Source organism: Pseudomonas baetica (assembly GCF_002813455.1).
Taxonomy (GTDB): Bacteria; Pseudomonadota; Gammaproteobacteria; order Pseudomonadales; family Pseudomonadaceae; genus Aquipseudomonas; species Aquipseudomonas baetica.
Map to the genome: position 1 here is coordinate 1,752,204 of NZ_PHHE01000001.1, position 13,858 is coordinate 1,766,061.

A 13,858-nucleotide genomic window follows, 5' to 3' on the forward strand; every position below is an offset into this window, starting at 1 on the left:
AGGGCAGGCCGAACACTTTGTGGGAGGGGGCTTGCTCCCGAAAGCGGTGTGTCAGATAGCGAAGTGTTGTCTGACCGCACTCTTTCGGGAGCAAGCCCCCTCCCACAAAAGTGGGTGATGTTATTGGGTGGCGGTGTAGACCTGACGGCCGGCGAACCAGGTTTGCAGCACCTGGGTGTCGTGCAGGGCCTTGTCGTCGACGCTGAACACGTCACGATCCAGCACGATAAAATCAGCCTGTTTGCCCGGTGTCAGCGAGCCGATCTGCTGCTCCAGGCCGATGGTTCGCGCGGCATTGGCGGTGTAGGCGTAGAACATGGTTTCGCGGTCCAGACGCTCGTCGGCATTGAGCACGCCCAACGGGCCGACGCGGGTGATGGCCTGGGCCATGGCGTTGAACGGGTTCGGTGATGACACCGGCCAGTCACTGGCGCCGGCAATCGTCGCGCCCTGTTTGAGCAGCGAATGCGCCGGGTATTGATAGCGAAAGGCGAGGGCGCTGACGTAGGGCTTGATCATGTCGGTGGTGTAGTCGTCGGCGCTGGCCCACAGCAGTTGCATCGAGGCGATCACGTTCAGCGGCTTGAAACGGGCGAACTCTTTCGGATTGACCATTTGCAGGTGGGTGATCGAGTGCGTCACGCCGCTTTGTCGATCCTGGCGTGCCTGGGCGATGCCATTCAATGCTTCGCGCACCGCGCGGTCGCCAATGGCGTGGATGTGCACCCGCCAGCCGCGCTGGTCGATGGCACTGACCAGTTCGCCGAAATGCTGCGGATCGATGAGCAATTCGCCCTGTTTGTGCGAGTTGCTGTACGGGTCGATCATCGCCGCGCTCTGCGCCGGGTATTCGATCACGCCGTCAGCGAAGATCTTGATGCCGGGCAGGGTAAGGTTGGGGATGCCCTGAAACTGCTGGCGCACCTTGTCGAGGGTATCGAGATCGGCAGGTACGCTTTTCGAGTTGGCTACCAATAGCGCCGCGACGTGGACGCTCATGTCGCCGCTTTCCGACAGCGCCTTGTAAGCCGGCAGCACACCGACGGTTTTCTCCGTGGGTTTGAGCGCAAACACCGGCTCACCCGGTGCGGCGTTGGCGGCGGGGTCCATCCAGGCGGTGATGCCGAGGCTGTTGTTGTAGCGCACAGCGGACTTCGCTGCGTTGAGCATGGCGGCGGGGCTCGGTACCGGCATTTTCGAGGCGACCCGATCCCATCCGGCGTCGACCAGAAAACCGTTGGGTTCACCATTGGCCCGTTTGCCGATCGTGTCTTTCTCGGCATCCGGCAAGCTTTTCAGCAGCGCAGCATCGATGCCCGCACGCTTGAGCATGACGTTGTTGGCCCACGCGGTATGGTGGTCGCTGCCGGTGAACACCACCGGCACGCTGGCCCATTCGCCGCTGTTGAAGGTTTTGCCCAGCGCATCGGCCTGCGCCCAATACGCCGAACTCATGCCGGCAATGCTCAGCACATCGCCGTGCCTGGCCTTGCCGTCGTCACGCCAGGCGCGCAGGCGTTTTTCCAGTTCGTCGAGGGCGACGACTTCATCCTCCATGTTCGCCGAGACCATTTTCAGTCCGCCGAAAATCGCGTGGGAATGGCTGTCGATCAGACCGGGCAGCAGCGCTTTGCCTTGCAGGTCGATCACTTGAGTGCCGGGTTCGATCAGGGTTTTGATCTGCGCGTCTGTGCCCACTTTCAGCACTTTGCCGTTCTCCACGGCCAGCGCCTGCACCTTGGGTTGAGTGCGGTCGGCGGTGAAAATCTTGCCGTTAAGCAGCACCAGATCGGCCGCGGCCATGGCTTCCATCGAGGCAAAACTTACTGCAGCGACAAGCAGATTCGGGATGAATCTTTTCATTGAAGATTTCCTTGTTATTGCGTCTGATGGCCAGATTAGTGGCTGGCAACGGCCGACAGAACGCCTTCCTCACGAAAAACGTTTTTGCCTGAATGGAAAAAGCATGGACAAGTTGGGTGCATTGAAAATGTTCGTGGTCACGGCGCAACTGGGCAGTTTCAGCCGCGCCGCCGAGCAACTGGGTAAAACCCCGTCGGCGTTGACCAAAGCGGTCAATCACCTGGAAGCCGAACTCGGCGCACGGTTGTTCGAGCGCAGCACGCGGCGGATTTTGCTGACCGAGATCGGCCGGGTGTATCTGGAAACCGCACGGCTGGTATTGCAGCGTCTGGACGAGGCCAGTGAGGAAATCGAGCAGTTGCAGCACGGTTTGCGCGGCAGCCTGAAAATCACCGCGCCGCTGGCCTATGGCCGGGCGTTTCTCGATCAGGTGTGCGACGGCTTTCTGCAGCAGTATCCGCAGATCAGTCTGCAAGTGGATCTGTGCGACGCGTTCGTCAATCTGCTGGAAAGCGGCTACGACCTGGCCTTGCGCGAAGGACACGATGACTTGCCGGGGCTGATTGCGCGGGTGGTCGGCAGCAATCGCCTGGCCTTGTGTGCAAGCCCTGAGTACTTGGCGCGCAAGGGCTTGCCGGTGACTGCGCAGACGCTCGATCAGCATGAATGGCTGTTGTACCGGCACCCGTTGCTCAGCCGCGAATTCTGGTGGGCCGAGCGTGACGGCCAGCGTCTCAGCCTGCCGCAACCTGCAGCGCCGCGCTTGCGCAGTGACAATTATGACTTGCTGCTGGCCAGTGCCCTGGCCGGGCGCGGTTTACTGCATACACCCTTGTGGAGCGCTGCGCCGTTTATCGCTGACGGGCGACTGGTGCGGGTCATGGCCGACTATGAGATCGACCCGGACAGCTTCGGCCCGCACATTCTGGCGGTGTACCCGAGCCATCGACGGGCTACGGCGAAAGTGGTGGCGTTTATCGATTACATCGTCGCCTTCCTCGCCGAACGCGGCCTCACTTGACTTGATCGTTCCCACGCTCTGCGTGGGAACGATCAAGGTGGGGTGGGCCGACCTGCGGTGCTTGTCAGGAAAATCCGACAGGAGTACAAATGTACTCCATGACGAACCTGACTCCCCGCCGTACCGCCATTCTGACCTTTATCCGCGAACGCATCGCCGAACACGGTCAGCCCCCAAGCCTCGCTGAAATCAGCGAGGCTTTTGGTTTTGCCTCGCGCAGCGTGGCGCGCAAGCATGTGCTGGCGCTCACCGAAGCCGGGTTTATCGAGGTCAATCCGCATCAGGCCCGGGGCATTCGTTTGCTCGGGCAACCGGCGCGCCCGGAGTTGCTGGAAATTCCCGTGCTTGGCCGCGTGGCCGCCGGTGCGCCGATTGGCGCCGATGCCGACATTCATAACCGCCTGATGCTCGACCCGGCGCTGTTTTCCCGCACACCCGACTACATGCTGCGGGTGCAGGGCGATTCGATGATCGAGGACGGCATTCTCGACGGTGATCTGGTCGGCGTGCGACGCAACCCCGAGGCACTCAACGGCCAGATCGTCGTGGCGCGGCTCGACGGTGAAGTCACCATCAAACGCTTCGAGCGCACCGGCAATGAGGTGCGGCTGCTGCCGCGCAACCCGGCGTATCAGCCGATTGTCGTGCGTGATGATCAGGATCTGGCCATCGAAGGGGTGTTCTGCGGTCTGGTGAGGCAAGGCTGATGGGCGCCGTCGTTGCGTTGGATACGCTGTTCAATGGCGGCCAGGTCTGGAAGGGCCGGCCTGCACCACCGGCCGCCAGCCCGCAACCGACCGGGCATGCCACGCTGGACGCAGCGCTACCCAGCGGTGGCTGGCCGGAAGCGGCACTGAGCGAAATCCTCTTGGCCGGCCCCGGTGTCGGGGAGTTGCAACTGGTGTGGCCGACGCTGGCAAGGCTGTCGGCGGCGGGCGAGCGCATCGTGCTGGTGGCGCCGCCCTTCGTGCCGTACCCGCAGGCGTGGGAAAACGCCGGGGTCGATCTGCGCCAGTTGTCGGTGATCCAGGCCAGTGAGCGCGATGCCTTGTGGGCGGCGGAACAATGCCTGCGTTCGGGCAGTTGCGGCGCGGTGCTGTGCTGGCCGCACAAGGCTGATGACCGCGCGTTGCGGCGTTTGCAGGTGGCCGCGGAAACCGGCCAGACCCTGGCCTTTGCCTGGCGACCGTTGAGCGAAGCGGTCAACCCGTCGCCGGCGGCGCTGCGCATTGCCATCGATGCAAAACCTGCCCAACTGCGCGTACTCAAGTGCCGTGGCGGACTGGCACGCACGGCGCCGATTGCTTTTACCGTGGGCCACTGAGGTCGTCATGCGCTGGGTCTGTATCCTGTTCCCGCAATTGGCCCTCGACGCGGTGTTACGTCAGCGGCCCGATCCCGATGAGCCGTTGGTGCTGCTCAGCGGCCCGGCCCAGCGTCGGGTGCTGCAAGCGGTCAATCCGGCAGCGCGCCAACTCGGCTTGCGTCCCGGCCAGTCGATGACCGCCGCGCAAGCCCTGAGCAAAGGTTTTGTCACTGCCGATTACGAGGTGGCCGAGGTTGAGCACTGGCAGCAGTTTCTCGCCGCGTGGGCCTACCGTTTCAGCTCACAGGTCAGCGTGCATTACCCGCGCACCGTGGTGTTCGAGATCGAATCGAGTCTTGGCCTGTTCGGTTCCTGGGCGCAGTTCGAGGCGCGGTTGCGCAAGGAACTGACCGATCTGGGTTTCCGTCATCGCATCGTCGCTGCGCCCAACCCGGTGGCGGCGCGGATCCTGGCCAATGCGTATGACGGCCTGGTGGTGCCGGACGGCGAAGCCTTGCAGCATCACCTCGGGCAGTTGCCTATCGACCGCGTGGGGCTGGAGCCGCACGTGGCCACGGCGTTGTCGCGCATGGGCCTGCGCAATCTCAGTCAGGTGCAGAGCCTGCCGCGCCAGGCGCTGGCGCGGCGCTTCGAAGCGCCGATGCTCAAACACCTCGACACCCTGTTCGGTGCGCGACCGCTGGCGCTGGCGTTCTATCTGCCGCCGGATCGTTTCGATGTACGCATCGAACTCAACTTCGACGTGCAATCCCATCAAGCCTTGTTATTCCCGCTGCGGCGCCTGACCGGCGATCTGTCGGCATTTCTCTGTGGGCGCGACAGCGGCGTACAACGTTTCGACCTGCATCTGGAGCACGCCGGGTTGCCGGACACCTTGATCAAGGTCGGCCTGCTCAGTGCCGAACGCGATCCAGCGATGCTTTTTGAACTGGCCCGTGGGCGACTGGAACAGGTGCAGGTTGAAGCCCCGGTGCGTGGTTTTCGTTTGCGCGCCGAAGATCTACCGAGTTTCGTCCCGCAGTTTCAGGAACTGTTCGACGACCGTCCGCAGCAGACCTTGCCCTGGGAGCAATTGCGCGAACGTCTGCGCGCGCGGCTGGGCGATGACGCGGTGCAGGGCCTGCGCTTTCAGGCGGATCATCGACCGGAATGCGCGTGGCAGAACGGCGTCGACAAACACCGTTGCGCCGGTTTGCCGAGCGTCCAGCGTCCTGGCTGGCTGCTGGGCGAACCGCAGAGCGTGCCGCAAGGCTCGGCGCGGATCCTCATGGGCCCGGAGCGCATCGAGTCCGGCTGGTGGGACGGTGACGATGTGCGCCGCGATTATTACCTGATCCAGAACCGCGCCGGCCAGCAGGGCTGGGCTTATCGGGCCGTAGGCGAGGGCGGGCCGTTGTGGCTGCAAGGCTGGTTCGCATGAGCGATGGCTATGCCGAACTGCACTGCCTGTCGAATTTCAGTTTCCAGCGCGGTGCGTCCAGTGCGCTGGAGCTGTTCCAACGGGCGAAAAAGCACGGCTATCAAGCGCTGGCGATCACCGACGAATGCACCCTGGCCGGGATTGTGCGTGCCTGGCAAGCGGCGAAATCCGTTGAGCTGCCGCTGATCATCGGTAGCGAAATCCGCATCGAAAACGGCCCGAAACTGGTGCTGCTGGTGGAGAACCTTGAGGGTTATCAGGCGCTGTGCGGCTTGATCACCCGCGCCCGGCGGCGTACGCAAAAGGGCCAGTACCAAGTGCTGCGCGAGGACTTCAGCGCAGCGCTGCCGGGGTTGCTGGCGTTGTGGGTGCCGGACGCGGTGGATGAGGTCGAGGAGGGCCGTTGGCTGCGGCAAACCTTCGACGAACGGCTGTGGCTGGCGGTGCAACTGCATCGCGGGCAGGACGATCAGCGGCGCTTGGCGGATTTACTGAGTCTGGCCTCTGAGTTGCAAATTCCGCCCGTGGCCAGTGGCGATGTGCACATGCACGCCCGTGGCCGGCGCGCCTTGCAGGACACCATGACGGCGATCCGTCATCACGTGCCGGTGGCCGAGGCCGGATTGCGCCTGCACCCCAATGGCGAGCGGCATTTGCGCAGTCTCGACGTGTTGCGCGAGTTGTATCCGCCGGCACTGCTGCAAGCGTCGGTCAATCTGGCCCGGCGCTGCACCTTCGATCTGGGCCAGTTGCGTTATCAATATCCCAAAGAGCTGGTGCCCGATGGCCACAGCGCCAGTTCCTGGCTACGACACCTGACCGAAGAAGGCATCGCCTGGCGCTGGCCGAAAGGGCCACAGGCCAAAGTGCTCACGCAAATCAACGATGAGCTGAAACTGATCGCCGAACTCGGCTACGAAAGCTACTTCCTCACCGTACACGACGTGGTGCGCTTCGCCCGTGAGCAGCACATCCTCTGTCAGGGCCGGGGGTCGGCGGCCAACTCGGCGGTGTGTTTTGCCTTGGGCATCACCGAGATCGACCCGGATCGCACCACGCTGCTGTTCGAACGCTTCATGTCCAAGGAGCGCAACGAACCGCCGGACATCGATGTTGATTTCGAGCACGAGCGCCGCGAAGAAGTCCTGCAATACGTGTTTCGCCGGTACGGTCGTCATCGCGCGGCGCTGACAGCGGTAGTCAGCACCTATCACGCCGCCGGTGCGGTGCGCGATGTGGCCAAGGCATTGGGCCTGCCGCCGGATCAAATCAATGCGTTGGCTGACTGCTGCGGTCACTGGAGCGATGAAACGCCGCCGCTGGCACGCTTGCTCGAAGGTGGCTTCGACCCGGACAGCCCGGTGTTGCGCCGGGTACTGAGCCTGACCGGGCAACTGATCGGCTTCCCCCGGCACCTGTCGCAGCACCCCGGTGGTTTCGTGATTTCCGAACAGCCGCTGGACAGCCTGGTGCCGGTGGAAAATGCCGCCATGGTCGATCGTACGATCATTCAGTGGGGCAAGGACGATCTCGATGCGGTCGGGCTGCTCAAGGTCGATATCCTCGCGCTCGGTATGCTCAGCGCGATTCGCCGCTGTTTCGATCTGCTGCGCCGTCATCGCCATCTGGACCTGACACTGGCAACGATTCCGCCCGAAGACAAACCGACCTACGAGATGATCAGTCGCGCCGACACCATCGGCGTGTTCCAGATCGAATCCCGCGCACAGATGTCGATGCTGCCACGGCTGAAACCGGCGAAGTTCTACGACTTGGTGATCGAAGTGGCCATCGTCCGCCCGGGGCCGATTCAGGGCGGCATGGTGCATCCGTACCTGCGCCGTCGTAACAAGGAAGAAGAGGAAACCTATCCGTCGCCGGAACTCAAGGTCGTGCTGGAAAGAACCCTCGGCGTGCCGCTGTTTCAGGAACAGGTGATGCAGATCGCCATCGTCGCTGCCGGCTACAGCCCCGGCGAAGCCGATCAGTTGCGCCGCTCCATGGCCGCGTGGAAACGCCACGGCGGGCTTGAGCCGCACAAGGAACGACTCGCCGCCGGCATGCAGAAAAACGGCTACACGCCAGAGTTTGCCGCGCAGATTTTCGAGCAGATCAAAGGCTTTGGCAGTTACGGTTTTCCCGAATCCCACGCGGCCAGTTTCGCCTTGCTGACCTACGCCAGTTGCTGGCTCAAGTGCCACGAACCGGCGGCGTTCGCCTGTGCGCTGATCAACAGTTGGCCGATGGGCTTCTACAGCCCGGACCAGATTCTGCAGGATGCGCGTCGGCATCAGTTGCAGATCCGTGCGGTGGATGTACGCGCCAGTGACTGGGATTGCAGCCTGGAACCGATCAGCGGCGCACAACCGGCGATCCGCATGGGCCTGCGCATGATCAAGGGCTTTCGCGAGGACGATGCCCGGCGTATCGCAGCGGCAAGGGCGCGCGGGGCATTCGCCGATGTCGCCGATCTGGGCGAGCGGGCCGCGCTCGACAATCGGGCGCAGGCGTTGCTGGCGGACTCCGGGGCGTTGCGCGGCTTGGCCGGTCATCGTCACCGGGCGCGCTGGGAAGTGGCCGGGGTGCAGAAACAGCTTGGCCTGTTTGCCGGTTTGCCGAGTCAGGAAGAACCCGATGTGATGCTGCCCAAACCCAGCGTCGGCGAGGATCTGCACGCCGATTACACAACCGTTGGCACCACGCTGGGGCCGCATCCGCTGGCGTTGTTGCGCGGCGAGTTGAAGGCCCTGCGCTGCCGCAGTTCGCAAGAACTGCTTGACGTTGAACACGGGCGACCGGTCAGCGTCGCCGGGCTGGTGACGGGCCGACAACGACCGGGCACCGCCAGCGGCGTGACCTTCGTGACCCTGGAAGACGAGTTCGGCAACGTCAACGTGGTGGTCTGGCGCGACCTCGCCGAGCGTCAGCGCCAGGTGCTGGTCGGCTCGCAACTGCTCAAGGTCGATGGCCGCTGGGAGCGCGAAGGCGACGTGCGCCACCTGATCGCCGGACGCCTGAGCGACCTGAGTCCACTGCTCAACGGCATTCGCGTGCAGAGCCGCGATTTCCATTGATTCCTTCCCCCCAAGCCAAACACACAACCCCTGTGGGAGCGGGCTTGCTCGCGAAGACGGTGTAGCGGTCGACCTGCCTATTGACTGGCGCACCGCTTTGGCGAGCAAGCCCGCTTCCACAGGGGAATGTGCGTCGGCAGAAAGGTCAATTCACTGGCGTCAAAAAAATTCTGTCATCAATGGTGGCACTTTGTCATAATGCCGCCCCTTTTCCGCTCCCCACCACGTTGCTGTGCCGGGACATACCGTTTTTCAATAAGGAATACCCAGTGAGAAAGATCTCCCGGATGCTGGTCTCAGGCCTTGCGATTGCCGTGCTTGGCACACTGGCCAGCACGCTTGCCGGTTGCGCCACCGAAAGCTCCCGCGCACTGCCGGTGGCCAAGGTGGAAAGCGCCACGCAAGTCTGGACCGGCGTTCGCGTGCCGATGGCGGTGGGCAAGTTCGACAACCGCTCCAGCTACATGCGCGGGATTTTCTCCGATGGCGTCGACCGTCTCGGCGGTCAGGCCAAGACCATCCTGATCACGCACTTGCAGCAGACCAACCGTTTCTCCGTACTGGATCGCGACAACATGGGCGAAATCCAGCAGGAAGCGGCGATCAAGGGCCAGGCCCAACGCCTCAAGGGTGCCGATTACGTGGTCACCGGTGACGTCACCGAGTTCGGCCGCAAAGAAACTGGCGACCACCAGCTGTTTGGCATTCTCGGTCGCGGCAAGACTCAGGTGGCCTACGCCAAGGTTAACCTCAATATCGTCAACATCAGCACCTCCGAAGTGGTGTATTCGACTCAGGGCGCTGGCGAATACGCCTTGTCCAACCGCGAAATCATCGGCTTCGGCGGCACCGCTGCCTACGACTCGACCCTCAACGGCAAAGTCCTCGATCTGGCCATGCGCGAGGCGATCAATCGTCTGGTTGATGGCATGAACGCCGGTGCCTGGAAACCGGGCAACTGATTGACGCCCATCGCAAGGAGCAACACGCAATGAATCTTTCTCTGTCTCGGCCACTCATGGCCCTGACGCTGGCCGCCAGCGCCTTGCTGGCCGGTTGCAGCAGCCCGCAAACCCTGTACCAGTGGGAAGGCTACCAACCGCAGGTCTACGAATACTTCAAAAGCGAAACGCCGACAGAAGCCCAGGCCGAAGCGCTGGAAGCCGATCTGCAAAAGATCCGCGCCAGTGGCAAAGCCGTGCCGCCGGGTTACCACGCGCACCTCGGTCTGCTGTACCTGAGCATGGGCAAGGACGATCAGATGGTGCAGCAACTGCGCACCGAGAAGACCCTGTTCCCCGAGTCCGGCATCTACATGGATTTTCTGCTTAAAAACGCCAAGAGCGGAGCTGCGCAATGATCTCGCGTGCAGTAAAACTGCTGGGCGCGGCTTTGGCGCTGACCGTACTCGGTGGCTGTGTGGCCCCCAAGAGCGTGGATTATTCGGCGTACAAACAGGCACGCCCGAAAAGCATTCTGGTGCTGCCGCCGCTGAACACCTCTCCGGACGTCAAGGCCTCTTACAGCCTGTTGTCACAGGTGACGTTTCCGCTGGCCGAGGCCGGTTACTACGTGCTGCCGATCACGCTGGTGGATGAAACCTTCCGCCAGAACGGCCTGACCACCCCGGATGACATTCATCAGGCGCCGGCCAACAAACTGCAGGAAATCTTCGGCGCCGATGCGGCGCTGTACATCACCGTGACCGAATACGGTACGCGTTACATGGTCATCAGCAGCGAAACTGCAGTGACGGCGACGGCGAAACTGGTCGACCTGAAGTCCGGCACCACCTTGTGGACCGGCTCCGCTCGGGCGTCGAGCGAAGAGGGCAACAACAACGGTGGTGGCGGTCTGATCGGCATGCTGATCACGGCGGCGGTAAAGCAGATCATCAACAGCTCCACCGATGCCGGTTATCCGATTGCCGGTGTGGCCAGCAATCGTCTGTTGTCGGCCGGACATCCAGCGGGGCTGCTGTATGGGCCGCGCTCGCCGAAATACGGCACGGACTGACAGCGTAAATCAAAAGATCGCAGCCTGCGGCAGCTCCTACAGAGGGAACTCGTTCCAATGTAGGAGCTGCCGCAGGCTGCGATCTTTTTGCTTTAAACACCCTTGATCAAGAACCTGCATCTTCAGCCTGAAGGCGATATCCTGCGCGACAGTTCATGCGCCACGGCAACGTTGCCAGCACTGAAGGAGCTTTCGAGTGACCGAGAAGAAACCGGAAACCACGGTCGACCGCGTCTACCAAGGGGTTTACGAGGCGATCAGCAAGCGTTCGCTACGCCCGGGAATGAAACTGGGCGAGGCCTCGCTGGCCGAGTTGTTTAATGTCAGCCGCACGTCGGTGCGTGCCGCACTCAAGCAACTGGAGGCCGATGGACTGGTGACCACCGAGCCCAATAAAGGTGCATCGGTGTCGTTGCCGAGCAACGAAGAGATCCGCTCACTGTTCGAAACCCGGCGCCTGATCGAGATCGGTATTGTCACCGAGTTATGCCGACGCAAGGACATTGCCGCCATGCAGGTCCTGCGCGAACACCTGCTGCTGGAGGATGAGGCCCACGCGGCCGGCGATCACCCGCGGCTGATCTACCTGCTCGGCGAGTTCCACCTCAAGCTGGCCCGCAGCCTTGACAACCCGGTGTTGCTCGACTGGTTCCAGAAGCTGATTTCCCGCGCCTCGCTGTACATTGCCGCGCTGGACGACGACAGCCATGAAGCCTGTCGCGACAATGAACATCTGCGCCTGATCGAGTACATCGAGGCCGGTAATCAGAGCGCCGCGATCGAGTTGACCTGCACGCATTTGAACGGCATCGAGAAGGCGATTCTGGACGTCGCCGCCAAGATGAAAACTGGCTACCATCCGCTCAAACACCTGATCGGTGTGTAATCCTGAATTGGCTTGAAAATCGGCTATACCTCTAATGAAACCAATGCGCTCGACGGTGCTCGAAACAGACGGGCATCGCGTCATTTTGGCGTCGCGATCAGTCGGACAAACACCACAGGACACCGAGTCAGTCGATGCAGTTTTTATCCGATAGCCACGGTTGTGACGGCTGGCAAGGCGAGATGGCCGGGCGCATCTGTGCGTTCGACTGGAGCCTGACCGAACTGGGGCCGCTCAATACCTGGCCCACCAGTCTGTGCAGCGCCGTGCAGATGATGCTCGCCTCGCCATTGCCGATGGTCATGCTCTGGGGGCCTGCCGGCTACATGATCTACAACGATGCCTATTCGCAGTTTGCCGGCGGTCGCCATCCGTATCTGCTCGGCACCCCGGTGGAACTGGGCTGGCCGGAGGTCGCCGAGTTCAACCGGCATGTGCTCGACACCTGTCTGGCGGGCGGTACCTTGTCGTTTCGCAACAAGGAGCTGGTGCTGCTGCGCGACGGGGCTCCCGAAGACGTCTGGATGGATCTGTATTACAGCCCGGTGGCCAACGATAAGGGACGGCCGGCCGGCGTGATGGCGATGGTGGTGGAAACCACCGAGTTCATGCATTCCGAGCGCAAGCGTCGGGAGGCCGAGCAAGCTTATCGCGCCGATAACGAGCGCGTGCGCCTGGCACTTAACGCCGGGGCGTTGCTCGGCTCGTTTGTCTGGGATGTGAAAAACAATGTCCTTTCTGCCGATGAGCGTTTCGCTCGCACTTTCTCGTATCCGCCGAATCAAGACCTGAGCGACCTGCCGCAACACGTCACCGAAGCGCACATTCATCCCGATGATCTGCCTTGGGTGCATGATCGCGTCAGCCACTCGATGCAGACCGGCGAGCCCTACAATGCCGAATTCCGTGTACTGCGTCCGGACGGCGGCTACAGGTGGGTGCTGGCCAGCGGCGCTTGCGAGTTCAACGAACAAGGCGAAGCGTTCCGTTTTCCCGGCGTGCTGATCGACATCCATGAACGCAAGACCGCTGAAGAGTCGCTGCTCAAATTCACTCGCAACCTCGAACAGCGAGTGGCCGATGAGGTCGGTGCACGATTGGCTGCCGAGGAACAATTGCGTCAGTCGCAGAAACTTGAATCCATTGGCGGGCTGACGGGGGGCGTCGCTCACGACTTCAATAACCTGTTGCAAGTGATCGCCGGCAACCTGCATCTGCTGGCCCGTCACGAACCGGACAACGCCAACGTGCAGCGCCGGGTCAGTGCCTCGCTGGCGGCGGTCGAGCGGGGTGCCAAGTTGTCTTCGCAATTGCTCGCGTTCGCCCGACGTCAACCGTTGACCCCCGCGGTGTGCAATCCTCGGCAGATTTTCGACGGCGTTGGCGAATTGCTGCAGAGGGCTTTGGGTGAAACCATTCAGATCGATATGCAGTTGCCGCAGGAACCGTGGCACATCAACGTCGACCGTAATCAGTTGGAAAACGCCATTCTCAACCTGGCGATCAATGCCCGCGATGCAATGAAGGGCGAGGGCACCATCGTGCTCAGTGCCACCAACACTCGACTCGACCCTGAGTTTTGTGCCGGTAAAGGTCTGGTGTCCGGAGAGTTCGTCAGGGTTGCTGTCAGCGATACCGGTGCCGGGATCGCGCCGCAGATTCTCGAGCAGGTATTTGAACCGTTCTTCACCACCAAAGCTGACGGCCAAGGCACCGGCCTGGGTCTGAGCATGGTCTTTGGTTTCGTCAAACAAAGCGGTGGCCATGTCGAGATCGACAGCACGCTCGGCGAGGGCACTCGGGTGCAGTTGTACTTCCCGCGCAGCCTGCGTCCGATCCGCGAAGAATCACCGAGCGTCGGCGATCAGTTGGGCGGTGGTCACGAGACGATTCTGGTGGTCGAAGATAACGACGCGGTGCGCGCCTCGGCGGTCGAATTGCTGCGCGAAGAGGGTTACCGCGTGTTGACTGCAGGCAACGGTGACGCCGCAATGCAAATACTGCTCGATGGCTGTGAAGTGGATCTGATTTTCACCGACGTGGTCATGCCGGGACTGATCAAGAGTTCAGATCTGGCCGCGTGGGCCAAGGTGCAGAAACCTGGCGTGGCGGTTCTGTTCACCTCCGGGCACACCCGCGACATCATCTCGCGCAATCATCAACTCAGCCCCGACACGCATCTGCTCGGCAAACCTTATGGCCCGGAAGCCTTGTTGCAGATGATTCGTGCGGTGCTTAACGACTGAGTTTG

The 13,858-nt window shown here is 62.1% G+C and carries 11 protein-coding genes; 10 read left to right on the top strand and 1 reads right to left on the bottom strand.

All coding sequences use genetic code 11. From position 1 onward, the window contains the following. Positions 1–120 precede the first annotated feature (120 nt). Positions 121–1,863, bottom strand: coding sequence for an amidohydrolase (locus ATI02_RS08090; protein ID WP_100845977.1), 1,743 nt, complete (start codon positions 1,861–1,863; stop codon positions 121–123). A gap of 103 nt (positions 1,864–1,966) precedes the next feature. Between ATI02_RS08090 and ATI02_RS08095 the strand changes: the two genes are divergently transcribed. The 10 genes from ATI02_RS08095 (at position 1,967) to ATI02_RS08140 (ending at position 13,853) form a co-directional block, all read left to right on the top strand. Then, positions 1,967–2,884 (top strand): LysR family transcriptional regulator, encoded by a 918-nt coding sequence (locus tag ATI02_RS08095; protein ID WP_100845978.1) that lies wholly within the window; start codon positions 1,967–1,969, stop codon positions 2,882–2,884. Positions 2,885–2,973: 89 nt separating this feature from the next. Then, a complete protein-coding gene (gene lexA / locus ATI02_RS08100) occupies positions 2,974–3,591 on the top strand; it encodes a transcriptional repressor LexA (protein ID WP_095189762.1) in 618 nt (205 codons plus the stop codon). Further along, positions 3,591–4,208: a translesion DNA synthesis-associated protein ImuA gene (gene imuA / locus ATI02_RS08105; protein WP_100845979.1), complete on the top strand. Its 618-nt coding sequence runs from the start codon at positions 3,591–3,593 to the stop codon at positions 4,206–4,208. Before lexA ends, imuA begins: the two co-directional genes overlap by 1 nt. A gap of 7 nt (positions 4,209–4,215) precedes the next feature. Further along, entirely contained in the window at positions 4,216–5,631 is a 1,416-nt protein-coding gene (locus ATI02_RS08110) for a Y-family DNA polymerase (protein WP_100845980.1), read from the top strand. Then, positions 5,628–8,705, top strand: a complete 3,078-nt coding sequence (locus ATI02_RS08115; protein ID WP_100845981.1) for an error-prone DNA polymerase — start codon at positions 5,628–5,630, stop codon at positions 8,703–8,705. The genes ATI02_RS08110 and ATI02_RS08115 overlap by 4 nt, the downstream gene beginning before the upstream one ends. Before the next feature lie 287 nt (positions 8,706–8,992). Further along, complete coding sequence (locus ATI02_RS08120) at positions 8,993–9,667, top strand: CsgG/HfaB family protein (protein WP_167394908.1); 675 nt, start codon at positions 8,993–8,995, stop codon at positions 9,665–9,667. A 29-nt stretch (positions 9,668–9,696) separates the two neighbouring features. Continuing rightward, the gene (locus tag ATI02_RS08125; protein ID WP_100845983.1) at positions 9,697–10,065 is read left to right on the top strand and encodes a DUF4810 domain-containing protein; all 369 of its coding nucleotides are present in this window, start codon (positions 9,697–9,699) and stop codon (positions 10,063–10,065) included. Beyond that, positions 10,062–10,721 (top strand): DUF799 domain-containing protein, encoded by a 660-nt coding sequence (locus ATI02_RS08130; RefSeq protein WP_095189769.1) that lies wholly within the window; start codon positions 10,062–10,064, stop codon positions 10,719–10,721. Before ATI02_RS08125 ends, ATI02_RS08130 begins: the two co-directional genes overlap by 4 nt. Positions 10,722–10,917: 196 nt before the next feature. Next, on the top strand, positions 10,918–11,607 hold the full coding sequence (locus ATI02_RS08135) for a GntR family transcriptional regulator (RefSeq protein WP_100845984.1): 690 nt from the start codon (positions 10,918–10,920) through the stop codon (positions 11,605–11,607). Between the two features lie 134 nt (positions 11,608–11,741). Further along, positions 11,742–13,853: a hybrid sensor histidine kinase/response regulator gene (locus ATI02_RS08140; protein WP_095189771.1), complete on the top strand. Its 2,112-nt coding sequence runs from the start codon at positions 11,742–11,744 to the stop codon at positions 13,851–13,853. The last annotated feature ends 5 nt before the right edge of the window (positions 13,854–13,858 follow it).